Raw genomic sequence first — 26,087 nt, 5'->3', positions numbered from 1 at the left:
GGTGATTACTATGTATGGAACAATCAAATCAATCGGCAAACGAATCGGCATACTGGCGATGGTTGTAATGCTCGTTACAGCCGTCCCTGTCGGATATATATCCAGCCAGACGCCCGCGAAACACGTTACGCCTGAACCCGAACACTCGGGCGAGGCAGAGGCGTTAGTACCGCTCGCTCCAGCTGCTGCTGCATTGGCTGGCACTGCTGTCATTACGGCAGGTAATTATGTTGAAACAAGATACTTCTCCGATAACGGTTCTGATGGCGGGTACACTGAAGACGAAGCTATAGAGATAGCGAACAACTCAAGCAATAGCACGCTTCGGTCCTCTATGCATACTGAGGCAATCAATTCGGAAGGCACAAACCAAGGATATCTCGACAACGTCGACAACGACCAAATAACAATCGAAGCTCAAGTCGAACAAAAAGCATCCCAAGCGATGCTTAGAGAGGGAGACAACGTAACTTCAGAAACTGAGCTAATCAATATCGCGGAGCAGGAGGCGTCCGAATATCTCAAAACGAGACAGTCGAACCTCATAGAAACGCACAATTTCCAAACGTTGAGCGTTCGAAATTATAATGACTCGTTGGATGTTGCTGGATATCCTGATGATATAGGTGCTGTGAAGAAGGTAGAGGTAACATCTGATACGGACCTAAATTCGCAACCATCTGTACCTACTATATATACACTACAGAACGATATTGTTCTGGATGGCTCAACATCTACCAGTCAAAATCTGATTACCACGAATGCAGATATAGTAGTAAATCTAAATGGCTATGAGATAAGGGAAGCAGACAACGCATCATTTTCCGATTTAGAATATCTAATAAAAGGTGGTAATAACCAAGTGGTGAAAAATGGTAAAATCAATACCCCTAATGTATCCACCTTCAGAATCGGGAATTCAGGTAATAAACAATTAGACATAATAAATGTACAGTTTAACCACAGCATTACGATAGAATCCATAAACAGCGACGATTCCGCATTCTACACGTCGCTCAATAGTACTGACTACACCACAACTGGAGGCGTAGCTGTGCAAAATAGCTCTGTACAGGATATATTCGGTGCACTACAGAACATAACGTTCAACCGAACCCAGATAGCCAACGCCAATACGGCGTACGACAACGCATCTCAGGTTCCTACTGCCGAATTTGAAAAGAGCAACAGCACAGTTACCTTACCTGCAATTAACATAACTCTGGATAGCACGTACTACGGTGCAAACAACACAGTACAGTTTGCTGTTCCGTACAATGCGTCTACTGGTGAGCCTCTCGATGTGCAAAATAAGACCGTTATCGTAAAGACTCCGACATCTGGCACGTCAAGCTACGCCGAACCAGTTGATTTCCAAAGGTCATATGACCTACTGACAACGACAGATAACCTCGCAAATCAGACGTACAGCAGTGTCAGTAGCTACGCCAGCCAGCAATGGACGAAGTACATCCAAGACGTAGCGAGCGACGAGAATAAGTCCATCTCAGATGTGCCGAACCTCAGCAAAGACCTCGGTCAACTGACGACCCCTGCCCCGACAAATGCAGACGAAGCAACCATCGCATACACGGGGATCTATGAAGGTACGACGTTGCCAGCAAGCGACGTGATTCATATCGAGGAAGAAGATGGAGATACGTACGCAGGGGCGTTGTTCTCGACGGATATGTCGGCCCTAATGAACCAGACGAATAGTAGCGATAAAGTCGAAGAAGGCGACACGTTCGACGTGAGCGTTACAAATCGGACGTTCATCGTGAGCGATGAAAACGGTGCGACAAACGAGTTAGAGGGCAACGTAACAGTAACGTTGATCGAAGATAAGGAGTCCGCAGACGTGCGTGAATACGGTATTGAACGGACGGATTTGGCTGGTCAAGCCCAAAGGCTCGAAGACCAAGCGAATCAGACACGAAGAATCGTGGATAATCCAGGACAGTTCGTCCCAGACTCTGGTAGTGGTAGTGGACAGCAGACTCTCCTGATTGCCATCGTCGCAATTGTCGCAGTCGCAGTCCTCGGCGGTGGGGGTGGGACAGTAGCTTACCAGCGACGACGTAGAAGACAGAGCTAATCCGACGGCACTCTTTTATCGTATAAATAACATATATCTAGTATGTCATATCGGTTAGTTATGGTAGTTTCTATACTACTGATAGCCTCTGTTGTATCGCCTGTCGCCGTCGCTCAGGAGTCGACTGGAAATATCTCGACAGAAGATGTTCCTTCAGAGGACGAGGTTCTACGTATCGTAACCAATGATTTCACATCTCAGGTAGACGAAGTACGCGCGTGGCTGGAGTCAAACCGTTCCGAGAATTTTCCAGACCTACGGTCTGATGCTCAACAATTTGTTGATGAAATAGAACAGCAAAACCAGAATGCAACGGAAGGATTGAACGGGTCAAAGCGTATTTCTGAATCTGTTAGGGTTGTAGGGTACGAGTTTGACCGCGAAAATGAGACCGTCGAATTTGCACTGGAGGTCGATGAGCGTACCACTGTTACGCTTCAAGACGTGGGGAATCTAATCCAGTCTGATAGTAGCTATACATACCGCTCTGAGGTTTTGAGAAAGGGGACACATCGCTTTTCGATTAATGCTACCGAAGCGGACTATAACGGAAACTACACGCAAAAAATTGCCATCACAGACGCGACGAATCAGCGTGGGAACACCATTTCGCGGAAGGTTAAATCTACAGGATATTTCAGTCTGATAAAGGATAATGCGACCTTCGGGGACTTTTACGTCGTCGGAGGGTTTGCGATGCTCTCAGCCGTTATATCCATCATAGTCTGGATACTGAGGAAGAAGGACAAAATGTCGACTCAGGTACGGGAGATTATCTACAAACAAGAATCCTATAAGATAGATGAAAGCGATTCTAAGTGGCAGAAGCTCGTCCGTACGGTAAAAGGTCTGTTCACCATCAGAAACATCGTAATCGCACTAATACCAATTGGATTCATCTTCTGGTACTTCACCTTCGAAATCCCTGTTTGGGTCTGGATAGGATTGGCTACGTCTGTCCTTGCTCTACCCATAGCCTACATTCTGGCTCCGTTCGTGAATAAGATAGCCCCGATATTCAGACCGTCGTATCAAATTTACTTAGAGAGCAATCCAGAGATGGACGACGGAGATGGTAATCTCGGGAGCGATATGCCATTCCGTGCGTGGCAAACTAACGACGACGGTAGTGAACATATCGACGTAGAGGGAGAGAAACGGACGTTCACTATGGGTAGTACGACGGTTCACATAGTGAATGAGTTCAACCCAGAAGAAGGAACAGCTATTGCGGGCGATTATACCAGCGTACCCGAAGAAATGTGGTTCAGAATCCGACAAACCGCATACGAATCTCGGAGACGGAACAATGCTCTGAAGAATTACGCCATCAAAACGCGGAGAGAAATAAACAATGTCATAGACGAGGTTTCGGTCGTTCATCATAATGACCTCATCGAGAAAGAAAACGACGTGGAGCAGTACAAAGGAGGACGATTAAACGAGATTATCAAGGACAAACTACCAGGATACAAGAAACTCGCTGAAGGTGAAATTCTGGACGAGGATTATGCGGATCGAGTAGGTTCGGACGACTCAGACGGTTCAACAGACTCCACAGATTCCGATAATAACGGAGGTGATGGAGATGAGTGAAGCAGAAAACTGGTCTCCCCGTGACCTCGTGGAGGCGATACGTTCGGGCGATGTGTACGGGATTGCTGAGGCTGGTATGATGTCCTACGAAGACGCTGATTACATAGCCGACTACTGGCAGACGTACGAGCAATATCACGGTGTCGATCCCGTCGGGGATGAGGATGAGAAGTACGCTAAGCTGGTCGAGAGAGCAAGCACACGGGAGTTCAACAAGGCAGTTGGGTCTGGCAACATATCACGGATTGCCTACGGTGTGGGTCATCAGAGAGACGGAGAGACGGATATAGCAGACTGGAAGCAGTACGAGAAGATTAAGGACTTATTCCGTTCAGAACCGCAATACACGGACTATACCAACAACATATTCCAAGCGATTATATTCTCGAATCAGGTTCCACCAACAGGACGAGGTAAGACCAATACAGGATATACGCTGATAGATATGGGCCAATCGGTAAACCCAGAAATGAAAGTCTGGACGAATTCGAAGAGCGACCCGTTTGAAGACCTCCCAGAGCAGTGGTCAGATATAAAGAATACAATCCGAAATCACGATGGAGAGGGTCTGATTTTACTGGATGACGCGTCTGTGTTCCTCCAATACGCAGACCAGACCAAAGGCGTTCAAATGTCTAGAGAGTTAAAATTACTACGCAAGAACAATACCCATATCATCATTATCGCACACACGGGTATGGACGTACCCAAGGACATCAGACGGCAGGTTTTTATGATTAATAAGCTCTCAGAGACGGAAGCAGAGTTTGGGTATGGTATTACCGAGATGGAAGGACAAGACCGTCTGGAGGTGTCAAATATACAGATGAGCATAGCAAATATCCCAGAGACCGATATTAACTACGAGTCAGAAGACGACCAAGGGTATGAAATATACTTCGATGACGACGAGACCTCGGAAAATAATCAGTCAAACCCTACCCCACGGAGTTCCAAAATCCAGTTTCCCGAAACTGTGAACTCTAAAACAGACAAAATCAAGTATTTGAGTGAGGTATGTGGGATGAAAAACAAGGAAATCGCGGACTACTTAGAAGAGTCCGAGCAGACTGTTTCGTACCACCTTCAGAAGTGAGCGAGATTTTGATTTTGAGTTCAAAAATATAACACTATGTGTTATATTTTTATTTTTTGAATTAGGTGCTTACTCGAATAGGTGCCACTGTTTCCTTTGTCCTTCTTGATATGGCTCAACTTTTCCTTTCCTGAGGTGATAATGATGGCGGACGAACTCGACAGCTACTATCCCGAGCCAAAAACCAGCAGTGGCGATAGCTAAAGTGAAGTCAATAACTCCACGTGCGAACTTGGTGCGTTTGAATCCATCTTGTATAGACATCACGAAATCGTAGTCCGTACCACGTTCAACCGCGCCTGTGTCCTTCTGGTTATACTCTCTCGTATTCTGACGAGTATCCTGTCCAGTATATTCCTGAATATCGGTTCCACATTCAGCGCAGAAATTCGAACCGTCTGGTATTTCCTCTCCACACGCAGGACAGTACATATTCTGTTGTTATCTCTTGTCTATAAAAAAGTGGTACTATAGTAAGTTATAGTGAACTATAGGTATATCTACATTTATTTATCTCGGTCTATTATCTGTATGTATGGCGAATCAGGACGTAAACGCCAAAGATGCTATCGAGACAGTTGAACAGTACCTTAGTAACTATCCTGTCAGTTCGAACAGGATTACGGATGTTGTTACGTCCAGCAATATGGCCTACATTCACGGTGAACTTCACAGGCGAGAACGGTTCTTTCCTGACCGAGACTCTGATATTAACGGGTTTGATTTTGTTGGTCCTATCCGCTGGTACAAATCAGGGTTCGATATTGTGTACTCGGTTGTTCTTGTAGACGACGGGATGTAGGTTACAACGTGCGGAATCTCATCACGACTTCAAGATTCTGCGGTATCAAAGCCAAGCGAGCGTAGTATTCACCAAACTCCTCGATCTCTACGGTTGTATTATAGACGCTGGCAACATCCTCTTGGCTGGACGCGTTGTACGACTCCATCTGGTCTGACCGATAGACGTACCGCGTCAATATTCCCTCTGCCGTATCTCTGTTTATGATACTCGCGCGGACAAACCGACCTTGGTTAACTTCGATCTCGAATTCTACCTCGTCGCCTTCCTCAAGCTCTCCGATAAGTTCCTCTTCAATATCTCCTGTGGTACTATACGTTTCCTCAAAGTCCCAATCTCCATTAGAACCGTTATCACCGCTCAACTCCTCACTACTACAACCTGCGATGAGTGGAGCGGATGCGACCCCGAGAGCGGTTAGGTACTTCCTTCTGTTCATACACGTACATTACACTGTCAGCAAATAACAGTGCCGACGTGACTTAAAGAAGCAATGATATTTTACGGTTGTAGTTTAGTATATATTATATGATAAATAATCTGCTCAGCGGATTCGATATAGTTCAGACGATTCAAGGATTCGGCATAGTGGAGTGGGCCATTGTAATCATAGTCGGTTATCTAATTATCAGTCATATATAACAGAATATTTAGGTTTCTAGGATAATCAAATAAATGGACGGACTATCTGGCTCAGTAGTCAGCTATGGATATCCTGTTCCAAGACTACTCTGTTCGGGCAACCATACAGAGACACGGAATACAAAGCTGGCAATCGTGGGTTCGAATCCCACCCGTCTACTTTTGTGTCCGAGAATCCTGTATTGTTGGACACGTTGGACCATCGGTTGGCCTATTGTAGGCCAATATGTGGCCGATATCACTCCAAAATATAAGTAATCCGACAACTTTTTGTCCTTGAATCTTGTATATTGGACATATGAGAATGGAAGCATACGACACCGAGGAAGGATACCGAGTAGTTCTCAACAAATGGGAGCGTAGATTAGTAGCCAGAGAGATAGACCACCAAGAGACAAAGACAGCTTGGCAGTTAGCATCGTATTGCGGTCTGAGGCAAGGAGAAGTTGGAGACGCTGAGTATCGAGATGTGAACCTTCGGAAGAGTACAGATGACTGGTTTCTGAGAGTCTGGGAAGGTAAGGGAGACGAGTATCGAGAGACGCCATTACCCGACACCGTAGAAACTCGAATTAATACGCTATACGAGACTACAGAATCAGACCCAGAAGACGATATCATTGGATGTACTATGCGGACTGTTAGGCGACGGTTCAGAGACGTTTGCGATAGGCTGAGAGAGGAAGAAGATGAGAGAGGATACCAACACCTCACTCTCCACGACGGTCGACGCACGTGGGCTAATGCTCTTTTAGACGATGGCGTGAGTCCGCTCCAAGTGATGGAGTGGGGGTCGTGGGATGACTGGCGAACGTTTAGAGACCATTACTTACAGGATTTCTCAGAACAACACCAGAGCGAAGAACTGGAAAAAGTCTCGTGGGTCTAAAATAGGTTGAGTACGTTGGTAATCTCATCTATATCGTTCATATCCTTCGCGTAGACCTCGTACTTAACCGAGTCATCTCCGAAAAACTGGACTTCTTCAGCTTTATCGTATGCTTCTTCTTTTTTCATCCAGCCGATGACCTCGACACTTATCGGCTCATCTGAAAAGTGGTCGTGGTGAACAACCGTGTTAATGAACATATCAGCATCGCTATTATCCAAATCGCTGTGTAGTATCATAGACCGATATTCCGTGGAATCTTGTCTCGATTTGACTTCAACACCCACACTTCCGAACAATCTTATATCGACCTCGCCTTCATTTCCTAGCCAGTTGACATTTTCTTCACCAATCATCTTTTCAAACATATCAACCAGCGTCGCTTCCGCCAGAAACCCGTCCCGTCTGTGGCTATTTCGCTCATCTTCAGAACGGTAATAATCGCCCCACTTAATGTCTGTATTGCCAAATTTAACCTCATAATCGCGTCTAATTGAATCAGTTATACGGAGGGATGTAGTCGCAGTGTCTACTTGTTTGCCTGACATATCAGCACATATATAACTACCCCACAACCCTATTAGATTAATGCCAAAATAGACATTAAGTTTATAGGATATTAGTCCAAAATAATACGTGTATGTCTAAAACATACACGAACTACTACAAATACGACGACGAACAGCGAATAATTATGATGACGGAAGAAGAGAAGTTCGCAGAAATCGAGATGGATGAAGATGGGCGACGGGTATTCTTCGAGACCTCAGGCAGTAAGTGGGCTTCTCTGTGCGAGGATTTGGAAGAAGTTAGGCACAACATCAAAATAGTATTAGCACGGACGTTCGGAAAAAATTGGCAGAATAAAGTAAGTCCAGAGAATCTGGACAATTTAGTTATGGATGTTTATATAATGTCAAATTCTAGTGGAGAATTGGAAGATTATGACGGAGCGTCTGAGTTCTCGAACTTCGGGGTGATTCGGAATGAATGAATACGGTGAGAAAATCACGCAGGTTGAGGAACAATACGGGCAGACAGCTAACTATATGCGGGTGCTGACGGCGATTAAGACGATGGACGACGTATGGACGGTGCGAGACATTATGGACGTTACGGGCGTCCCTGAGCGGACGACACGACGGATTGTAGGACAACTCCAGACAGTCGGATTCATTGAACAGGTAGATGAAAAAAAGACGCTCGGAAAACCAATTCCATATTACAGACTCAATTGTTAGGCTCTTTTTCTTCCCACTGTTCTATTTCATACCCCATATCCTCAATAGCGGGGAGTATCTGTTTTAAGTAAAATTCCATTGCATCCAGACGGGTGTGTATGCTATCCGTCTGAATATCTGTCTGTTTCATAAACGCCACCCGCTCTTTGACCTTCTCGAACTCTTCCCGTATCTCGGCTTCTTCGGACTTTCGCAAATCGTTGTTCTTGACGTATTCAATTCCCTTCGAGTTTATCATATATGTCTTACGAGCGTCTATACCTCCCTTTGTGTTCTCTTCCTCTTGCCAGAGAAACCCTTTCTCAGATAGCTTTCTCGTCGCCCTACGGACCTGATTATATGTGAGGTCCGTTTTCCTCAGAATATCACGGCGGGCGTGCCAGTCCTCGTGATTCCAGTACAGATATTTTAGTGTCTTCTGTTCAGATTTGTTTAGATTTAATGACATATCTAGACGTAATCAAGACGGTGCTAAAACTGTTATCCTTGGCAAAATACCAAGGAATTCCCAAGGTTCCGACGTATTATATACTATACTACCTTCATTTACACAGATATACTACAGAGTCATACCGTACCTGTCTACCTTGTCCTTGTCCACCTCATCATTGAGATATTGTTTTGCTGTCTCCAAATCAGACCAACCCATTACATTTTTTAATGTCATAATATCGCCTCCGCTATCTATCCAGTTCTGAGCGTATGACCTCCTAAGAATATGACTGGTAATTGTACTCCGTTCATTGCCTCCAGCCTTCTCATTCGTATCGACTTTATCTTCTATCTCTTCGCAATTCTCGACTCCATCATTAAACAGTACACGCCCCCTATCCCTACTCATACGCTCGGCTACGCGGGTGATAAAAACATACTCAGAATCATCGTTCGGGTACTGTGAACGGTATCCATTGTTCACATACTCATTGAGATACCGTCTCGCTCGTCTGTCAAAGTATACAGTCCTCTCGTCCTGATTGTCGTTCTTGAGCGTTATAATCGTCGCAGAGCGTTCCTGTAAGTCCAAATCGTCCATTTCCAATCGTATTGCTTCACCAATCCTCGCCCCTGTTGTTGCCATAAATCCAAACAAGGCTTTAGACCTTGCTTCCGTCATTGACTCAACTAAGGCACGGACTTCCTCTTCTTCCAGAGTTATCTTCTCATTGTCTGGGCTCTCGTAGTCCAGATGTGAAACATCCACTTCGGGAAATGGATTTGTCTTATCCAGTTTGTTGACCTTGATATAATACTCGTAGAGTTGCTTTACCTTAGAATAGTAGTTTACCGTCGTATTGTCCGCTAAGCCTTTCTCGTTGGTGAGATACGAAATAAAATTGTCTGCGAGAAGGAAATCTATGTCCGCTAACCCTACACCTTCTACCTCTAAAAACTCCTTTAACGCCGTAGTAGCTGATTGTTCAGACGAATACGTACCTTCTGCTAATCTCGATTTTCGTCTTTCCAACCAAGATTCGAAAAATCGTTCATCTTTACTGTTCATTTTCATCACCGTGGAAGAATTCCTCCAGTTCGAACATCAGTTCGTCTGAAATATCCTCTGCGTCGTCTATATTCTCCTCTAATTCTTCGATGTCTAACCGTGTCTGTTTGATTTCTCTCAGAACGCCCTGTAAGTCGTCTCTAATCATTTCTAACTGTTCCTCATCGTCTGACTCCGCATCCGAAATAATCCGCTCTACGCCCACCCTGACAAGCTGTGCGAGCGTGTTGAACTCATCCGAGCCTTCTACAAACTCATCCCACTCTTCCTTGCGGTTTTCGGACACTCTACATCCAACCATAACCTTATTTGAGCCCATAGAGAGTAATTTGAGATATGAGACGAAAAACGCTACGATTTGTATACGCTATTCGTGAGGTGGTGTACTGATGCCCGTCGTCGACGTCGATCCCGACGAACTCCGCCAACTCGTCGGCACGGACAAAGACGACGACGAACTCCGCGAGGACCTGTTCGCGCTCGGCCTGGAGTTCGAGGGTTGGACCGACGAGGACGAGTTCCAACTGGAGTTCGCCCCCGACCGCCTCGACCGCCTCTCTGTCGAGGGGATCGCCCGCTCGCTGCGGTATCAGTACGGCACCGACCGCGGCGTCTACGTGCCGAACACGAACGACCCCGAGTGGACAATCGAGGTCGACGGCCCGCCCGCCGAGCGCCCGTACGTGACGGGTGCGGTCGTCCGCGGACTGGAGTTCGACGAGGAATCGCTGGAGTCGCTCATCCAGATCCAGGAGAAACTCCACGCGACGATGGGTCGCCAGCGCGCCAAGGGCGCGATCGGCGTCCACGACCTCGTGGCACTGAAGGGCGCGGCCGGCACCGGCGGCGAGAAGACGATCCGGTACACCTCGATGGACCCCGACGAGGAGCGGTTCGTCCCGCTGGAGAGCGAGGAGGGCATGACCCCCCGCGAGGTGACCGACTCCCACCACATGGGCTCGCAGTACGCCGACCTCGTCGACGGCTTCGAGGAGTACCCCGCGATCTACGACGACATCGGGCTGTTCTCGTTCCCGCCGGTGATCAACGGCCGCCGGACCGAGGTCACCGAGGACTCCCGCGACCTGCTGATCGAGATGACCGGCACCGACCAGTGGACGGTCGATCACATGTGCAACATCGTCTGCTACGCGCTGTCGGCCCGCGGCGGCACCGTCGAGCGCGTCACCGTCGAGTACACCGACGACACGCCCGGCGAGTACGCCGGCCGGAGCCTCGACCGACCGGACTTCTCGGTCAAGACCAAGACCGTCGCTCACGACCGCATCGAGAGCATCGTCGGCGTCGAGTTCGACAGCGGCACGGTGCTCGACTGTCTCGAACGGGCCGGCCTCGACGGGACGGTCGACGACGACGAGGAGGTCACCTACGAGGTGGAGATCCCGCCCTACCGCGTCGACGTGTTGCACCCGCTCGACGTGATCGACGACATCGGCCGCGCATACGGGTTCAACGACCTCGAACCCCGGTATCCGGACGTGTCGACCGTCGGGGGTCGCCACGAGCGCTCGCGACTGGAAGACGCCGCCCGGGACACGCTGGTCGGTCTCGGCTTCGAGGACCTCCTGAACTTCCACATGATCTCGACGGAGGAGAACTTCGACCGCCTGGGGATCGAACCCGGGTCGGACGTACTCGGCGGCGGCCAGCCGGTGACGATCCGCGAGCCGTACAGCGAAGCCTACGAGATCCTGCGGACGTGGGCGCTGCCCTCGCTGTTGCTCGTCTTAGAGAACAACACCCACCGCGAGTACCCGCAACACCTCTCCGAAATCGGGCTCGCGGCGGAACTCGACGACAGCGAGAACACGGGCGTCGCCGAGCGCCGGACCGTGGCGGCCGTCCTCGCCGACACCGAGGCCTCCTACGAGGACGCCCGCGGCCGCCTGCAGGCGCTCGCCAAGGCCTTCGACGCAGACCTGGCGACGCCACCGACCGAGCACCCGACGTTCATCCCGGGCCGGACCGCCGAAGTCGTCCTCGACGGCGAATCCGTCGGCGTGATCGGTGAGATCCACCCGAAGGTGCTCGTCGAACACGACCTGGAACTGCCTGTTGCGGCCTTCGAGTTCCGCCTCGACGCCCTGGAGTAACCGGGAGCGAGCGGAGTGAGCGAGCGGCTTTTTTGGTCCAGATTTTTTGGACGAGGGGTCCCTGTACCCGAGTCGAAAAAAGGTGGTCGCGACACGACCTGGAACTGCCTGTTGCGGCCTTCGAGTTCCGTCTCGACGCCCTGGAGTAACCGGGAGCACGGCCGTGTTCGCCCGGGTGTTTCGAGGAGCGGTGGTAAGCGAAGCGGATCACCCGACCGAGAAGTAGGAACCACTATTAATTACTCCGATTTCGAGTGTAACGCGTTTCGGCAACTGGATAGAGATAAGTGTATCCGCCCGTAGTAGTGAATAGATGGCGTACGAGCCCCGATCTGTCGCAGGGCGCCGGCTCAAGTTCGAGTTCAACGAACTCACGGGGGCGGTAGGGGATTCGATTACAGTGCTCCCGCTAGTCGTCGCGCTGTCGCTGCTGACGACAATCTCGCTCCCGCACGTGTTGCTCGTGTTCGGCGTCTTCCAGATCGTCTGGGGGGTCAGATACGGCCTGCCGATCTCCGTCGAACCGATGAAGGCGCTCACGGCGCTGGCTATCGCCGGCGCGATCACGTACGCGGAACTCGCCCTGGCGGGGCTGATCCTCGGTGTCGTCCTCCTCGTCGTCGGGCTGACGGGCACGCTCGGGAAGATCGAACGGTGGATCGGCGAGCCAGTCATCCGCGGCGTCCAGTTCGCGGTGGGGCTGGTGTTACTCGGAACCGGGGTTCGCCTCGCCGCCGGGGACCTACTGCTCGCGGGCGCGGGCCTGGCCATCGCGACGGTCGTGGTGCTCGCGGGCTACCGGAATCTGAGCGCGCTGGCCGTGCTGACCGTCGGGGTCGGGCTGGCACTTACAGGCGCTGGCGTGCCGACGCCGCAGTGGCCGGGTGCGCCGCCGGTCCCGCCGGTCGCGGAGGCCGGACTGCGACCCACTCTCGACGGCGTCTTCGCGCAACTGGCGATGACCATCGGCAACGCCGCGCTGGCGACCTCGCTTCTGTTCGCGGACCTGTTCGACGCCGAGGTCTCCCCGGACGAACTGTCGACGAGCATGGGGGTGACGAACCTGCTCGCCGTGCCCGCCGGAGGGATCCCGATGTGTCACGGCTGTGACGGCGTCGCGGGCAAGTACGAGTTCGGGGCGCGCACCGGCGGAGCGAACGTGCTGCTCGGAGTCGGTTATCTCGGGGCCGCGGTCTTCGCGACGGCGGCGGTGCTCGGCGCGTTCCCGCTGGCGATGCTCGGCGTGTTGCTCGCGATTATCGCGCTGTCGCTGGGCAAAAGCGTCCGCAAGTCCTCGAACCTCCCGCTATCGGTCGGAATCGGGCTACTCGCGGTGCTCACGAACCTCGGGATCGCGTTCGTCGCCGGGATCGTCGTCCACCTGGCGGTACGTCGGCGGACGTAACTTCTACTACTTACGGCACATAGGAATTGGTATGGGCGACGAACCGGACGACGATGGGGGTACCGGCGGGACCGACCTTCGCAACCAGCAGGACGCCGCGGAACTGCTCGAGGAGATCGGTTTCGAGGAGGAACGAACACTCCTTACTCGGCGGCAGGCGGAGGTGCTCGTGATGCGCGAACACGGCCTCAGGCAGGCCGATATCGCTGACCGCCTCGGCACCACCCGCGAGAACATCACCGGGATCGAGAACCGAGCGCGCGAGAACGTCGAGAAGGCCCGCGAGACGGTCGAGTTCTCGGAGTTACTGTCCGCGCCGGTCCGCGTCGAGATTCCCGCGGGGACCGATCTCTACGAGACGCCTGATCTCGTCTTCGACGCCTGTGACGATGCCGATATCACGGTGACCCACAACGCCCCCGAACTGATGAAACGGATCAGCGACGCGGCGGGTAGCGCGGTCGACGGGCGACAGATCCGAACGACGCTGTCGGTCAACGTGACCAGCGACGGACGGGTGCGCGTTCGGAAGCCGTGACAGAAGAACCCGCGCCCTGAGTCGCCGTGTGCCGGGACACTCAGCGGCCGATCCGTTCGCGGCTGATTCGCGCGCCCGTCGGCGTGATAATGAGTTGGTCGTCGTCCTTCTGGACGATGTCGCCTCGAACCTCCTTGGCGACCTGCTTGAGCTCGTCCGTGATGTGTTCCATCGTCCGGTCCTGCGTGCTGTGGCGGGTGATATCGGCGATGACGATGTTGCCGTCGTACACCTCGTCTTTGATATCGATCACGTCGGATTTGTCCGCGATTTTGGCGATTTTGACCTCGGTGTCGGCCTCGACGTCTTCGCCGGCCAGGTCGTCGGCGCTGAGTTCGACGTAATCCTCGGTCTGTCGGGTGCCTCCCGACCCACCGAGTATCTTGCTCATGAGTCCCATACGTGTAGGGGCGGCCGCCGGCTGTTTAGGCTTTACGTCAGACGGAACGTATCACGCACGCGAGATCAGATCGTCATCTCGTAGAGGTCGTCGCCGACGTGGTGGATCGACTCGACGACACGACCCTCCTCGCCGACCATCTCCGTGCCGTCGACGAGCGCGCGGCCGATGGCCAGGAACTTCCCGTGGCCCTCCTCGTTGATGACGACGAGATCGCCCTCCGCGATCACCTCGTCGGCCTCGACGATGCCCGGACGCATCACGTCCGCGCCGTCGGAGACGAACTGGATCGCGCCGGCATCGACGGTGACGATCCGTTTTGTCGGCGGGTACTCGTTCGCGCCTCGCACCGTCAGAAATGGCTCCCGGTCGTCGTCTCCGACGTAGAGGACCAGTGGCTCGCCGTCGACGAGGACGACGTTCCACTCGCTGTCGTCGAACTCGACTTTCTCGAAGGAATCGGCGTCGACGGTGACGCCGAGTTTGGACTCGATGGCCTCCTGAATCGCCCCGATTTCGTCCGACCGGAGATGGTGACGCGACTTCACGTCCATACGTGTGACTCAGCGGGCGCGTGCATAAACATCTCGGCTTCGTCGTGGGTGAGCGCACCGCTGTCCGCCCCTCGTTTCCCGGGAGGAAACGAGCCCGAACTGTTATCTGCGTTCCAACACAACTTTTGGTATGGTCCTGGAGTCGCTCATGGGCAACATCGCGGTGTTCATGTTGGTCGCCGGTGCGGGGCTGATCATCGCCGAGGCGTTCGCGCCCGGAGCGCACTTCTTCGTCGCCGGAACGGGGATTCTCGCCGCGGGAATCGTCGGCGTGTTACTTCCCGCGGCGATTCCCGCGCCGCTCATTCTCACGATCATGGCGGTGGTCGTCCTGGCGACATCCGTCGGGACGCTGTACGCCTACCGCGAACTCGACCTCTACGGCGGTCAGGGGCAAGGCAAGACGAGCGATTCCGACTCGCTTCGAGGGAAATCAGGCCGCGTCACCGAGCGGGTCACGCCGACCGACGGTCAGGTCAAACTCGACGAGGGCGGCTTCAATCCGTACTACGAAGCCCGCAGTTTCGACGACGAACTCCCGGAGGGAACCGAAGTGATCGTCGTCGACCCCGGCGGCGGAAACGTCCTCACCGTCGAGTCGGTCGACAACGTCAAAGACGAGATAGACCGCGAACTCGAACGCGAGGCTGAGGCCGAACAGGCCTAGCGGAACCACGAGAACAGACCGCCGCTGTCGTCGTCCTCGGATTTCTCGCGGGGCTGGTCGAGGTGTTCGTCGCCGAGACTCTCCTGGGTCAACTCGAAGAACTCCTCGTCGGGTAGGGAGACGTCGATCACGTCGAGATCGGTCGGCTCACCCTGATTGTCGAAGGCCTGCCAGTCGCTGCGGCCGTACGGTGCGCCGACGATGATGTGCACCCGGCCGCTGGAGAACGTCCGGAGATCGGCGTCGCTGGGCCGGAGCACGCCGTTCGGGTGGGAGTGGACGGAGCCAACAGAACGGATATCGTTCGGTCGCATCATCTCCTTGACCGAGGCGCTCGTCGGGCCTGACTCGGTTCCGGGGATGACCAACACGTCGGTGATGACGTTCCCGTCGCGGTCGAGGTCGAGCCGACCGGCGTCGTCGGCCCGGAGAAACCCCATGTACTCGTTCGGGTGAGTCTGCTCGGAGGCCGAGAGGATGAACTCCAGTGTCTCCGCGGCGATGCCGAGCAGTTCGTCCGACCGGAACAGTCCCATTACCCCGTACTCGGGGTCGTCGACCCCTAAGTATTCTGCTCGACCGACCGGACGCCTTTTTGAGCTATCGGCCCCACGTACCGATATGTGCGGTCGATACACGCTCTTTGTCGCCCCGGAGACGCTGTCTGACCGGTTCGGCATCGACGTCGAGGCCTACGAACCGACGTACAACGCCGCGCCGGGCCAGCAGTTGCCGGTCATCACCGACGACGAACCGGGACGGCTCCGACGACTCGAATGGGGACTCGTCCCACAGTGGGCCGAGGCGAAAACTGACGGGGGACACATCAACGCCCGCGCCGAGACGCTCGCGGAGAAATCGAGCTTCGCAGACGCCTTCGAGGGAGAGATCGAGGGGGCTGGCCGGTGTCTCGTCCCCGCCGACGGCTTCTACGAGTGGGTCGAGACCGACCAGGGGAGCCAGCCGTATCGCGTCACCTTCACCGACGGGCGACCCTTCCTGATGGCGGGGCTGTGGACGCGCTGGCAGCCGCCGACGACACAGACCGGTCTCGACGCGTTCGGTGACGGAGCCGCGAGCCCGGAGGCGGAGCCGGTCGAGACGTTCACCATCGTGACGACCGAGCCGAACGACCTCGTCTCGGATCTCCACCATCGGATGGCGGTGATCCTCCCCGACGACCAGCGCGAGCGATGGCTCTCGGCGTCACCGGACAGCGCCGAAAAACTGCTCGAACCGCATCCCGCCGAATCGATGCACGCCTATCCCGTCTCGACGGCGGTCAACGACCCCGCGAACGACCACGCCGAACTCGTCGATGCCGTCGACTCACCGGCTGCCACCGGGTCCACCGAATAGCGCGGATTTGAGGCGCGAACCGACGCTCGGGGACTGGTACAACAGCTCCTCGTCGATTTCGACGCCGCCGTCTGTCGCTGACTCCGCCTCGGCGTCAGTCGACCTGGAGCCTGCGGTTGCTCCCGTGTCTGTCGTGGCTGGCTGTGCGGATCGGCTGCTCTCCGACTGCGTGGCCGCCGGCGAGGGAGATTCACCCCGGTGTGCAGCCGGCGACTCTCCCCACCCGATCGCACCCTCCCCATCGGACCGGTCGGGCGTCTCCTCGACCGACTGGGGAGAGCCCTCGGAGGTAGCCGTCTCCGCCCCGGACTGACCGACCGCCGTCTGTGCGGGCGGGTCGGCCGTCTCCGGGTCGGGTGAATCCGCCGCTTCCCGGGTGGCTGTTGTCGTGGCCGCCACGGGTTCGGCGTCGGCGGCGGCGTCGGACTCCTCGATTGTCGGCGTCTCGCTCGGAGACTCCGCTTCCTCGATCAGCGCCTGTGCAGAGGGACCTGAGTCGACCGACAGCTCGGCCATCGGTTCCAGCTCCTGGGGGGACCGCCCCTCGCTGATCGCACGGTGGTAGGCGGCCTGGAGCTGTCGAAGTTGGGATTCGAGTTCGTCGACGCGGGCGGCTTTCTCCTTGAGTTTGGCCCGCTGGTCGCGCAGCAACTCGACTTCGGCCTCCAGACAGGCCAACTGCTCGGAGAGTTCCTCGACCCGTTCGTGGGCCTCGATACACTCCCGAATCACCTCGGATTTCGAGCGATATGCCTCCCCGACGTCCGATTGGCGCTCCAGAATCCGCTCGTGTTCGTCGCTGATTGTCACCGTCAGGCGTGGCATGCGTGTGCTGAACCTGCCACCCGATCCAATTAAAACCGCGTCAGACGCCAGGCATACGCGTGTCAATCGCCAATCTCGACGACCAGCACGGGAAGGTCGGCGTTTTTGACGACGCGTTCGGTGGTGCTCCCGAGCTGTGCGAGCCGCTCACGGCCGTTTTTGCCGTGGGTTCCCATCACGATCAGGTCGATGTCCGCCTCCTCGGCGTAGCCGAGAATCGCGCGGTGCGGGATCCCCTCCCGCCGGGCGGTTTCGGGGGTGACACCCTCGTCTTCGATGCGGACTCTCGCGTCGTCGAGCGCGTGGGTGGCCTCTTCCTCGAGCGAGCGCCGTACCTCTTCGGTGGTGTCGTCGTCCGCCGCGCGGAGGTGGCGTTTGTCGACGATATACAGCGGGTGAACGGTCGCGTCCTTGTCGGCCGCAATCGTCAGCGCGTGATCGAGCGCCTCCGTCGTCGCGGAACTGCCGTCGGTCGGAAGCAGGATGTCGTCGTACATGTCACCCTCTGTGACGGGCACACAGTTGTAGGTTTCCCCGGTTCCCGCCGGCGGCACGCTTTTTGCTCGCGGTCCGGTCCGTTCGGACAATGCAACTGCGCTGTCTGCACGCGGATGGGTTCTCCTTCGAGGTGCGAAATCACGACCCCGACAGCGAGACGCGCTCGGGTGCGAGCGCCGACCTCGGCGGGTCGGTCGTCGTCTTCGTCGCTGTCGAACGCTCCGACGCCGAACGACCGGGTCTCGTCGCCGCCGCTGCCGACCGGATCTCCGAGATGGCCGACCGACTCGACGAACGAGTCGTCGCGCTCGTCCCCTGCGCGCAGTTGACCGACGCCCCGGCCGCGAACGCCGTCGCGGACGACGCGATCAGCGCGCTCGCCGACCGCCTGGAATACGAGACACACACCGTGCCGCTCGGCGAGTCGATCAGTTTCGAACTCGACGCGCGGGGCCACCCCTTCGCCAACCAGCGGTTCGAGGTCGAGGCCGGACGACCGACCGCCGGGGAGTGGTTTCGACTCGCATCTGACGGCTCGCTCACCGAGATTGCGGACGACGCGGACGGTCCGGTTCTCGACGACGGGCGGGTGGAGGAAGTGTCGTTGGCCCAGCTACTGAAGCCGTCCGAAGGCGGCCCCGTGCTGTTCGACGCGGGGGGAACAGTGCTTCCCGAAGGGGTGTTCGTGCGCGATCTGCTCGTCGACCTCGCGACCGAGCGACTGCGGATCCACGGCGCGGTTCCGGCGGAACGACCGACGCGATCCGATCCGGTGTCGGAACTCGTCTTCGGCGGGGACGGCCCGGCATCGGTGTTCGAGTCGACCGCGGGTGCGGACGAGACCGGCCGGCCGGGGCCGACGCTCACGACCGCGGTGCGGTCGCTTGACGACGGACGACGCGAGGCCCGCGAGCAGATCGCACTCGTGGCTGGACTGCTCGGGGACCTCTCGGTCCCGTTCGAGCCGGTCTGTCGGTGTAGCGATGGGTTCGTCGACGAACACCGGGACTGGCTCGCCGGCCTCGGGGATCTGCTCGATCAGCCGCTCGTGATCGACCAGGGTAGCGAGAGCGGACGCCCGTTCGCCTTCGAGTTCGCCGTGCTGGGCGAGCACGCTCGGCTGGCGACGCCGACTGTCTGGATCGAGGAAGACCCGACGAGGACGGACGGTGACAGACTGGTCGTGCGGTCGAACCCGCTGGATGAGCCGCTGCGGTTCGTCGCCGCGCTCCGCCGGACCAGAACGGGTGAGCGGCCGACGCTCCCGGTCTGGCTCGCACCAGTTCAGTTCCGGCTGATCCCCATCGAACCCGACGACATCGACGCCTGCGAGCGCGTCGTCGACGACCTCGACGCGGCGGGCGTACGGGCCGACATCGACGACCGTGATCTGCCGGTCAGCGAACGGCTCCAGGCCGCGAGCGAACAGTGGGTTCCGTACGACGCCGTCGTCAGCGAGGGAGACGGCGAGACGCTGCGGGTCACGAGCCGGGTCGAGCAGACCGAGCGAACGGTCACGCCGGCCGAGATTGCCGATCAGATCCGCGAGGAGACCGCCGGCTGGCCGACCGGGACACGGCCCGTTGAGCGGCGGTACAGCGACCGCGTGCTCCGGTGAGTCGAAACGCACAAACTCACCCCTGACGAAACCAGCCCAATGTCCGTACTGGAACGGTACGAGCCGCTCATCGACGATCCCGAGGCCTTCTACGCGGCCTGTGAGCGGCCACTGCCCGCGGCCGTGCGGGTCAACACGATCAAGACGACCGTCGAGCGTGCCCGCGAGGCGCTCGCCGAGGCCGGCATCGAGGCCGAACAGACCGACTGGCATCCGGGGCTGTTCGTCCTCCCGGAGGCCCAGGCCGGCGGCAACTGGCCGTACGTTCACGGCTGGCTCCACGGCCAGGAGGAGGTGTCGGCCGTCCCCGCCCGCGTGCTCGACCCACAGCCCGGCGAGCGAGTCTGGGACTGCTGTGCCGCACCCGGAAGCAAGACGACCCAACTCGCGGCGCTGATGGGCGATTCCGGTCGCCTCGTCGCGACTGACAACAACATGGGCCGAGTGTCGGCGTTGCGCTCGAACGCCGAACGCCTCGGCGTGACGAACCTCGCCATCACCATCGAGGACTCGCGCAATCACTCGCTGAAGCCGTTCGGCGGCGAGGAGTACGACCGGACGCTCGTCGACGTGCCCTGCTCCTGCGAGGGGACGATCCGCAAGAACCCCGACGTGCTGGAGGAGTGGAGCTACGAACACGTCGAGGGGACTGCCGGCGTCCAGAAGGGGATTCTCCGGCGGGCGATCCAGGCGACAAAAGAGGGCGGCACGGTCGTCTACTCCACCTGTACCTTCGCGCCGGAGGAAAACGAGGCCGTGCTGGACCACGCGCTCGCAGAGGAGCCCTGCGAACTCGTCGAGTTCGACCTGGACCTGGAGTCCCGCCCCGGCGTGACGGAGTTCGAGGGCGAGCAGTTCGACGACAGCGTCGCCCGGGCGAAACGGATCTACCCCCACCACAACGACACCGGCGGGTTCTTCTGTGCGAAACTGGAGGTGACGGGATGAGCGACGACGTTAGCACCCGGTTCGACAGACTCCCCGCGACGGCCGCTGAACGGACCGTCGGGGAGCGGGCAACCCGCGAGGAGGTGCTGGACTGGTGGGACGAGCGGTTCGGGATCGACCCAGCGGTGTTCGCGGAGCACAGTTTCTGGGAGCGCGGCGCGGGGAAGGTCTGGGCCTTCCGCGGCGACCTCGAATCACCCGTCGACATCGAGGGGTTGGGGATGACTGTCCTGCGGACGCGACAGGAGCACTGGAAGCCGACCCTCGAAGCGGTCCAGCGGTTCGGCCACCACGCCACTCGAAACCGGATCCACCTCTCTCGGGAGCAGGCGGCGGCGTTCATGGCCGGCGAGGATCAGGAGATGGAGTGGGACGGCGACTGGGGGTATCTGATCGTCACTCACGACCTCGCGGGCGAACCCGAACCGCTCGGAGTCGGCCTGTACACCTACGACGAACTGAAATCGATGGTGCCGAAGGGGCGACGCCGAGAGCTGTGAGCGTACTCGCGGGCCAGCGGTTGTCCTCCGAATCACCTGTAGGGCTGGCGGGCAGAGACGGATTTTGAGGGTAACGGCGGACTCATTGTCGTCGGCGCCCACCTAAGACACGATGTCCGTAGAACTCGGTTCCGAACTCGACGGAGAGGTAGCAATCGTGACCGGCGCGTCCTCGGGAATCGGGGAGGCGACAGCGGAGGCGCTCGCCGCGCGCGGAGCGAGCGTCGTCCTCGCCGCCCGACGCGAGACCGAACTCGAAGCGCTCGCCGACCGGATCGAAGCCCAAGAGGGCGACGCGCTCGTGGTGCCGACCGACGTGACCGAAGAAGAGGATATCGACGCCCTCGTCGAAGCGACCCTCGACGAGTACGGCGCGATCGACATCCTCGTCAACAACGCGGGGGTGATGCTGCTCGAACCCGTCGAGCGCGCCGACCGCGAGAACTTCCGGCAGATGGTCGAGGTGAACCTGCTCGGCCTGATGAACCTCACACACGCGGCACTGCCGACGATGCAGGAGCAGGGCAGCGGGCACATCGTCAACGTCTCTTCGACGGCCGGTCGACGCGCGAACGCGAACAGTTCGGGCTACAACGCGACGAAGTTCGGCGTCAACGCCTTCACCGAGGCCCTCCGCCAGGAGGTGACGACCGACGGCGTCCGGACGACGATCATCGAACCCGGCGCGGTCGACACCGAACTGCAGGAACACATCCCCGACGAGAAGATCAAACAGCGCGTCGAGGAGGGGCTGCTGGAGTCGATGCAACCGCTGGAAAGCGAAGATATCGCGCGTGCGATCACCTACGCCGTGAGCCAGCCACAGCACGTCAACGTCAACGAGATGCTCATCCGGCCGACGGACCAGCAGCGATAACCGACCGGCCCCACGTCGTCGGCGCTCCGCCGGACACCGGTGCACACAAGTGTTGGTACTTCGAAATTTCGACCGATGGAGTGGGAGACCGACCGATCCCTGCAACTGCGGATGGCCGCCACGCTCGGACTGATCGCAGTGCTGCCGCTGGCGTTCACGTTCACGCTGACGGCCGCGCTCAACTACGTCGTGCTCCCGATGGCCAGCGAGGGCGGATCGACCCCGCAGATCGGTTACGACCCGTTACTCGTGCTCGCGCTCACGGGTATCGGGATCGGACTGGCGGCGGTCAGCGGCGACCGACTGGCGCTGAACTCGACCGGCGCACAGACGGTCTCGGCGGAGGAGTATCCGAATCTCCATGCCCGCCTGCAGCGACTCGCCGCGACGGCCGACCTCCCGAAGCCGGAAGTCGCCGTGATCGACTCCGACGCACCGAACGCCTTCGCCACGGGGAGCCTCCGCGGCGGCCACACCGTCGCGGTGACGACCGGCCTGCTCGACAGCCTCGACGGCGACGAACTCGACGCGGTGTTAGCCCACGAACTCTCACACGTCCACAACCGCGACGCGACCGTGATGTCTATCGCGTACCTGCTGCCGACGCTGACGTACCTGGTCTCGAAGACGATGTTCGGGCTGTTGCACGTCCTCAGTCGGGTGCTGATCTTCACGCCGGGACACGGCGGCGGCCGGGACCGGGACAGCGGCGGCCGGGCGATTCTGGTCGTCGTCGCGGCTGCGGTCGTGACGATCACCGTCTCGGCGGTGTTCTGGCTCGCGAGCAACGTCCTCTTCCGAATTCTCTCGCAGTACCGCGAGTACGCGGCCGACCGCGGATCGGCGGCGATCACCGGCGATCCGGCGGCGCTGGCCAGCGCGCTCGCGGTCATCGACGGCGAGATGGCGGCCATGCCCGGCCAGGATCTGCGCGACCTCGACGGCGGTGCCGAGGCGCTGTACATCTACTCTATCGACACGCCGCTTTTCGACGACGAGGACGACACGATTGCTGACGATCTGCTGAGCCAGGAACTGTTTCCGGCCTCTCATCCGCCGACAGACGAGCGCATCGAACGGCTCCAGGAACTCGCGGGCGATCTCGAAACCTGACTCACTTCGCCCGTACCGTCCCACCGCCGAGTCCTTCCCACTCGACCCGGTAGCCGAGCGCGTCGAGCGCCGAACTCGCGTCGTCGATCCCCGCGTCGGCGAGGACCCGCTCGACCGCCTCGAAGGACATCCCCTCGTCGATCCGGTCGTCGAGGGAGTCGAGCACCGCCGGGTCGACGAGCGTCCGGCCGATCCGGTCGTGGTCGGGGAAGGACTTGTCCTCGATGGCGGCCTCGCTCACGCCGAACTGCTCGGCCAGATCTGCGAGAGTCACGACCGACTCTTCGGGCCGGAGTTCGTCGGGCACGTCCGCGGCGGCTGCCGCGACCAGGTCGTCCTCGTACCGGCGGAGAGCGTTTCGCACGTCTTTGACGCTGACCTGTCCCGAGTAGGGGATCGCGCGGTGATCGCGGGTTTCGATCTCCTCGCCGACGCCGAGGCTCTCGTCGACGGCGACGAGCATCTCCACGTCGTCGACGGCCGCGAGTCGGTCGAGTTTCTTCTCGACGTACTCGGGGGTCCAAAAGCCCATGATCTCGAAGTAAACACGGAACTCCCCGTGTTTCCAGTCGAAAGCGAAGTCCGGGATGACGACGTACTCTCCCGCCTCGATGGGGTCCGGTTCCCGGAGCAGGTCCCAGTCGAGATCCAGCGAGGAAAACCGGGTCGCAAACTCCCGTTCGACCCCGCTGTCGTAGGTGACCTCCGTCACTGGTTCGGTGTCGGGGACCGTGAGATCCGCCTGGCTCAGTTCCAGTTCGCGGTCCGTGCCGCGGTCGTCGACCGTCGCGGTGAGGTGCCACTCGGCGGTGCCGGCGACGGTCCGCAACAGCCGTGCGAACGCCGTCCCGTAGCGGCGCGTGCGCTTGAACAGCCCGTCCGGGCCGGTGACGACGAGTTCCCGATCCGTGCCGGCGACCGTCCGGCGCTGGTCCGCCGGGAGTCGGCGGATCTCGTAGAGCAGTCCGAGCCGCTTGGTCGCGGAGATGACGCGTTTGGGGTCGTCCGTTCGCACCCGAACCTCGCGGGCGTCGAACAGCGCCGTCTGCGCCAGCGAGAGGTTGTACTGCTCGATCAGCGCCGCTGGCGTCCAGCGGCGGTCGAGGTCGGTGAGCACCTCGCGCTGGTCGCGGTCGGCGTACAGCGACCGCTCGACCGCCTCGGGATCGGCATCGAGACGGTCGGCGGCACGGGCGAGCGCCTGCTCCCGTTCGGCGTCGGTCACGACGCCGACGGCCTCGCTCGCGGCGAAGACCACCTCGCGGGTTCGGGCGGGATCGAGCGGCGACTGCACCGCCCAACTCGCGTCGTCGTCGATCAGTTTCGCGAAACCCCGAACGAGCTTGAAATCGTCGCTCTCGCGTTCGATGTCGGTCAGAGCCGCCTCTAGTTCGCGGCGCTGGCTCCCCACGTGGCCCTGGTAACAGCCGATGACACGGCCCGCCAGCGGCTCCCGCTCCTCGTCGACGAACTCGGGCTGGTAGCCGCCGCCCCGTCTGGAGACCCGGAGGAGGTCTTTGCGCAGCACAGTTCGAACGTACAGCTACCCGGCCAAAACAGTACCTACGGGAGTTGCTCCATGCGGTCGGTGATGTCGGCCCTGGCCGACTCGCTCGGCTCGGTATGGGGCCGACGGGCGTAGCCGGCCGGGAATCCCCGCTGACGCATCGCGTATTTCAGTCCCGGAATCCCGTGTTCCGTGGTGACGGCCCTGTTGATCGAGACGAGCGAGCGGTTGCGCTCCCGGGCGAATTCCGGGTCGTCCGAGTGCGTCTCGACCAGCGCAGAGAGGCGGTCGGGATAGAGGTTCGCGAGGGCGGCGATCCCGCCGCTCGCGCCCGCATCGAGCGCCTGTGCGAGGACGCTCGCGTCGCCGACGAGCAGATCGAACGACTCCTCGACCCGGTCCAGCGTCCGCACGAACGCGCCGAGGTCGCCAGCGGAGTCTTTCATCCCGACGATGTTCGGGTGCTCCGCGAGCGAACCGGCAGTCTCCGGATCGAGGCGCGTCTTCGCGAAGACCGGAACGGAGTACAGGTAGATCGGGATCGAGGCGCCGTCGGCCAGATCCCGATAGTACCCCGCGAGGTCGTCCTGGCTGTGGTTGTAGTAAAACGGCGTCACGACGAGCGCGCCGACAGCGCCGGCCTCGGCGGCGGCCTCGGTCCACGCTCGGGTCTGACGGAGGCCGGGAGCCCCCGTCCCCGCGAGCACCGGGACCGACGCGACCTCGGCGGTCGTCTCGATAACTCGGGTGCGCTCCTCGGGAGTGAGCAGCGGCGCTTCGCTGGTCGACCCGCAGGGAACCAGGAAGTCGACGCCCTCGCGTTCGAGGCGGCCGACGAGGTCGGTCAGTCGGTCGTAGTCGACGTCGCCGTGCTCGTCGAACGGCGTCACGAGCGGTGGGCCGATCCCCTGCATGGTCAGCGGTCGTCCCAGTTTGCCGCATCGAGGACAATCGGCGCGATTGCCCGGGCGATCCGGCGAGCGCTGGCTTCGGTTTCGAGCAGGGAGACGTTGCCCAGCGAGTCGTTGACCGACTTGCTCACCTCGACCGTCGCCAACTCGCTGTCACCGACGATATCCTCTACTTCGGCGGTCAGTCTCGTCTGGACTTCCTTGCGAGCGGTCGGCGCGAGCTGCTCGTCGGCGGGCAGCAGGTCGTAGGTGACCGCATACCCCTCCTCGTACTCCTCGATACCGAAAAAGGGCACCCCCTCCTGCTGGGCCTGTGCGTAGCCGGCTTCGACAGCCGCTTTCCCGCTGTAGACCGGGATCTGAAACTCGTCTTGAACGTCTGTCACAG

31 protein-coding genes are annotated in these 26,087 nt (G+C 58.3%); 17 read left to right on the top strand and 14 right to left on the bottom strand.

Annotated features, from left to right (window positions below):
- Positions 1-10: 10 nt before the first annotated feature.
- From GRX03_RS01080 to GRX03_RS01070, 3 genes are read left to right on the top strand one after another with little or no spacing between them, the layout of a single operon-like run.
- Entirely contained in the window at positions 11-2,098 is a 2,088-nt protein-coding gene (locus GRX03_RS01080) for a hypothetical protein (protein WP_159762358.1), read from the top strand.
- Between the two features lie 42 nt (positions 2,099-2,140).
- Positions 2,141-3,694 carry a hypothetical protein gene (locus GRX03_RS01075; protein ID WP_159762357.1) on the top strand — a complete coding sequence of 518 codons (1,554 nt, stop codon included), beginning with the start codon at positions 2,141-2,143 and terminating at the stop codon, positions 3,692-3,694.
- Positions 3,687-4,790, top strand: a complete 1,104-nt coding sequence (locus GRX03_RS01070) for a hypothetical protein (protein ID WP_159762356.1) — start codon at positions 3,687-3,689, stop codon at positions 4,788-4,790. The genes GRX03_RS01075 and GRX03_RS01070 overlap by 8 nt, the downstream gene beginning before the upstream one ends.
- Positions 4,791-4,859: 69 nt before the next feature.
- On the opposite strand, the gene GRX03_RS01065 is transcribed toward GRX03_RS01070, so the two are convergent.
- Positions 4,860-5,222, bottom strand: coding sequence for a zinc-ribbon domain-containing protein (locus GRX03_RS01065; protein ID WP_159762355.1), 363 nt, complete (start codon positions 5,220-5,222; stop codon positions 4,860-4,862).
- A 103-nt stretch (positions 5,223-5,325) separates the two neighbouring features.
- On the opposite strand from GRX03_RS01065, the gene GRX03_RS01060 reads away from it, so the two are divergent.
- On the top strand, positions 5,326-5,592 hold the full coding sequence (locus GRX03_RS01060; RefSeq protein ID WP_159762354.1) for a hypothetical protein: 267 nt from the start codon (positions 5,326-5,328) through the stop codon (positions 5,590-5,592).
- A 1-nt stretch (position 5,593) separates the two neighbouring features.
- Here GRX03_RS01060 and GRX03_RS01055 read toward each other — a convergent pair whose 3' ends face one another.
- Positions 5,594-6,031: a hypothetical protein gene (locus GRX03_RS01055; protein WP_159762353.1), complete on the bottom strand. Its 438-nt coding sequence runs from the start codon at positions 6,029-6,031 to the stop codon at positions 5,594-5,596.
- Positions 6,032-6,532: 501 nt separating this feature from the next.
- Between GRX03_RS01055 and GRX03_RS01050 the strand changes: the two genes are divergently transcribed.
- Positions 6,533-7,123: a site-specific integrase gene (locus tag GRX03_RS01050; RefSeq protein WP_159762352.1), complete on the top strand. Its 591-nt coding sequence runs from the start codon at positions 6,533-6,535 to the stop codon at positions 7,121-7,123.
- Here GRX03_RS01050 and GRX03_RS01045 read toward each other — a convergent pair.
- Positions 7,120-7,671, bottom strand: coding sequence for a hypothetical protein (locus GRX03_RS01045; RefSeq protein ID WP_159762351.1), 552 nt, complete (start codon positions 7,669-7,671; stop codon positions 7,120-7,122). The genes GRX03_RS01050 and GRX03_RS01045 overlap by 4 nt on opposite strands.
- 149 nt (positions 7,672-7,820) lie before the next feature.
- Between GRX03_RS01045 and GRX03_RS01040 the strand changes: the two genes are divergently transcribed.
- Both GRX03_RS01040 and GRX03_RS16990 read left to right on the top strand, forming a co-directional pair.
- Positions 7,821-8,117 (top strand): hypothetical protein, encoded by a 297-nt coding sequence (locus tag GRX03_RS01040; protein WP_159762350.1) that lies wholly within the window; start codon positions 7,821-7,823, stop codon positions 8,115-8,117.
- The gene (locus GRX03_RS16990) at positions 8,110-8,364 is read left to right on the top strand and encodes a helix-turn-helix domain-containing protein (RefSeq protein WP_159762349.1); all 255 of its coding nucleotides are present in this window, start codon (positions 8,110-8,112) and stop codon (positions 8,362-8,364) included. The genes GRX03_RS01040 and GRX03_RS16990 overlap by 8 nt, the downstream gene beginning before the upstream one ends.
- Here GRX03_RS16990 and GRX03_RS01030 read toward each other — a convergent pair.
- From GRX03_RS01030 to GRX03_RS01020, 3 genes are all read right to left on the bottom strand, one after another.
- Entirely contained in the window at positions 8,354-8,812 is a 459-nt protein-coding gene (locus GRX03_RS01030; RefSeq protein ID WP_159762348.1) for a hypothetical protein, read from the bottom strand. The two genes, GRX03_RS16990 and GRX03_RS01030, sit on opposite strands and share 11 nt — an antisense overlap.
- 111 nt (positions 8,813-8,923) lie before the next feature.
- The gene (locus tag GRX03_RS01025; protein WP_159762347.1) at positions 8,924-9,871 is read right to left on the bottom strand and encodes a tyrosine-type recombinase/integrase; all 948 of its coding nucleotides are present in this window, start codon (positions 9,869-9,871) and stop codon (positions 8,924-8,926) included.
- A complete protein-coding gene (locus tag GRX03_RS01020) occupies positions 9,855-10,184 on the bottom strand; it encodes a hypothetical protein (protein ID WP_159762346.1) in 330 nt (109 codons plus the stop codon). The genes GRX03_RS01025 and GRX03_RS01020 overlap by 17 nt, the downstream gene beginning before the upstream one ends.
- Before the next feature lie 70 nt (positions 10,185-10,254).
- Here GRX03_RS01020 and pheT point away from each other — a divergent pair, with 70 nt between their 5' ends.
- The 3 genes from pheT to GRX03_RS01005 all read left to right on the top strand — a co-directional run bounded on the left by pheT (position 10,255) and on the right by GRX03_RS01005 (position 13,922).
- The gene (gene pheT / locus GRX03_RS01015) at positions 10,255-11,979 is read left to right on the top strand and encodes a phenylalanine--tRNA ligase subunit beta (RefSeq protein WP_159762345.1); all 1,725 of its coding nucleotides are present in this window, start codon (positions 10,255-10,257) and stop codon (positions 11,977-11,979) included.
- A 313-nt stretch (positions 11,980-12,292) separates the two neighbouring features.
- A complete protein-coding gene (locus GRX03_RS01010; RefSeq protein WP_159762344.1) occupies positions 12,293-13,384 on the top strand; it encodes a putative sulfate/molybdate transporter in 1,092 nt (363 codons plus the stop codon).
- 31 nt (positions 13,385-13,415) lie between these two features.
- The gene (locus GRX03_RS01005; protein ID WP_159762343.1) at positions 13,416-13,922 is read left to right on the top strand and encodes a Tfx family DNA-binding protein; all 507 of its coding nucleotides are present in this window, start codon (positions 13,416-13,418) and stop codon (positions 13,920-13,922) included.
- A gap of 40 nt (positions 13,923-13,962) precedes the next feature.
- On the opposite strand, the gene GRX03_RS01000 is transcribed toward GRX03_RS01005, so the two are convergent.
- Positions 13,963-14,322: a cell division protein SepF gene (locus tag GRX03_RS01000; protein ID WP_159762342.1), complete on the bottom strand. Its 360-nt coding sequence runs from the start codon at positions 14,320-14,322 to the stop codon at positions 13,963-13,965.
- 65 nt (positions 14,323-14,387) lie between these two features.
- Positions 14,388-14,876: an RNA-binding protein gene (locus GRX03_RS00995; RefSeq protein WP_159762341.1), complete on the bottom strand. Its 489-nt coding sequence runs from the start codon at positions 14,874-14,876 to the stop codon at positions 14,388-14,390.
- A 130-nt stretch (positions 14,877-15,006) separates the two neighbouring features.
- On the opposite strand from GRX03_RS00995, the gene GRX03_RS00990 reads away from it, so the two are divergent.
- On the top strand, positions 15,007-15,543 hold the full coding sequence (locus GRX03_RS00990) for an NfeD family protein (RefSeq protein ID WP_159762340.1): 537 nt from the start codon (positions 15,007-15,009) through the stop codon (positions 15,541-15,543).
- On the opposite strand, the gene GRX03_RS00985 is transcribed toward GRX03_RS00990, so the two are convergent.
- On the bottom strand, positions 15,540-16,079 hold the full coding sequence (locus GRX03_RS00985) for a Mov34/MPN/PAD-1 family protein (protein WP_159762339.1): 540 nt from the start codon (positions 16,077-16,079) through the stop codon (positions 15,540-15,542). The two genes, GRX03_RS00990 and GRX03_RS00985, sit on opposite strands and share 4 nt — an antisense overlap.
- 85 nt (positions 16,080-16,164) lie before the next feature.
- Between GRX03_RS00985 and GRX03_RS00980 the strand changes: the two genes are divergently transcribed.
- Positions 16,165-16,902: an SOS response-associated peptidase gene (locus tag GRX03_RS00980; RefSeq protein WP_159762338.1), complete on the top strand. Its 738-nt coding sequence runs from the start codon at positions 16,165-16,167 to the stop codon at positions 16,900-16,902.
- Here GRX03_RS00980 and GRX03_RS00975 read toward each other — a convergent pair.
- A complete protein-coding gene (locus GRX03_RS00975) occupies positions 16,873-17,727 on the bottom strand; it encodes a hypothetical protein (RefSeq protein ID WP_159762337.1) in 855 nt (284 codons plus the stop codon). The genes GRX03_RS00980 and GRX03_RS00975 overlap by 30 nt on opposite strands.
- 62 nt (positions 17,728-17,789) lie before the next feature.
- On the bottom strand, positions 17,790-18,224 hold the full coding sequence (locus GRX03_RS00970) for a universal stress protein (protein WP_159762336.1): 435 nt from the start codon (positions 18,222-18,224) through the stop codon (positions 17,790-17,792).
- An 89-nt stretch (positions 18,225-18,313) separates the two neighbouring features.
- On the opposite strand from GRX03_RS00970, the gene GRX03_RS00965 reads away from it, so the two are divergent.
- The 5 genes from GRX03_RS00965 (at position 18,314) to GRX03_RS00945 (ending at position 23,281) form a co-directional block, all read left to right on the top strand.
- Positions 18,314-19,843 carry a threonyl-tRNA synthetase editing domain-containing protein gene (locus GRX03_RS00965; protein ID WP_159762335.1) on the top strand — a complete coding sequence of 510 codons (1,530 nt, stop codon included), beginning with the start codon at positions 18,314-18,316 and terminating at the stop codon, positions 19,841-19,843.
- 39 nt (positions 19,844-19,882) lie between these two features.
- The gene (locus tag GRX03_RS00960; protein ID WP_159762334.1) at positions 19,883-20,791 is read left to right on the top strand and encodes an RsmB/NOP family class I SAM-dependent RNA methyltransferase; all 909 of its coding nucleotides are present in this window, start codon (positions 19,883-19,885) and stop codon (positions 20,789-20,791) included.
- A complete protein-coding gene (locus GRX03_RS00955) occupies positions 20,788-21,291 on the top strand; it encodes a DUF7122 family protein (protein ID WP_159762333.1) in 504 nt (167 codons plus the stop codon). The genes GRX03_RS00960 and GRX03_RS00955 overlap by 4 nt, the downstream gene beginning before the upstream one ends.
- Before the next feature lie 112 nt (positions 21,292-21,403).
- The gene (locus GRX03_RS00950) at positions 21,404-22,168 is read left to right on the top strand and encodes an SDR family NAD(P)-dependent oxidoreductase (RefSeq protein ID WP_159762332.1); all 765 of its coding nucleotides are present in this window, start codon (positions 21,404-21,406) and stop codon (positions 22,166-22,168) included.
- A 75-nt stretch (positions 22,169-22,243) separates the two neighbouring features.
- Positions 22,244-23,281, top strand: a complete 1,038-nt coding sequence (locus tag GRX03_RS00945; RefSeq protein WP_159762331.1) for a M48 family metalloprotease — start codon at positions 22,244-22,246, stop codon at positions 23,279-23,281.
- 1 nt (position 23,282) lies between these two features.
- On the opposite strand, the gene GRX03_RS00940 is transcribed toward GRX03_RS00945, so the two are convergent.
- From GRX03_RS00940 to GRX03_RS00930, 3 genes are read right to left on the bottom strand one after another with little or no spacing between them, the layout of a single operon-like run.
- Positions 23,283-24,809, bottom strand: a complete 1,527-nt coding sequence (locus tag GRX03_RS00940) for a DUF790 family protein (protein WP_368277889.1) — start codon at positions 24,807-24,809, stop codon at positions 23,283-23,285.
- Between the two features lie 35 nt (positions 24,810-24,844).
- Complete coding sequence (locus GRX03_RS00935) at positions 24,845-25,702, bottom strand: dihydrodipicolinate synthase family protein (RefSeq protein ID WP_159762330.1); 858 nt, start codon at positions 25,700-25,702, stop codon at positions 24,845-24,847.
- A gap of 2 nt (positions 25,703-25,704) precedes the next feature.
- A complete protein-coding gene (locus GRX03_RS00930) occupies positions 25,705-26,085 on the bottom strand; it encodes a hypothetical protein (protein WP_201289145.1) in 381 nt (126 codons plus the stop codon).
- Between the last annotated feature and the right edge of the window lie 2 nt (positions 26,086-26,087).

Source organism: Halovenus carboxidivorans, assembly GCF_009831575.1.
Classification (GTDB): domain Archaea; phylum Halobacteriota; class Halobacteria; order Halobacteriales; family Haloarculaceae; genus Halovenus; species Halovenus carboxidivorans.
The sequence above is the reverse complement of the archived record's forward strand: the minus strand, read 5'-3'. Positions and strand labels throughout refer to the sequence as shown.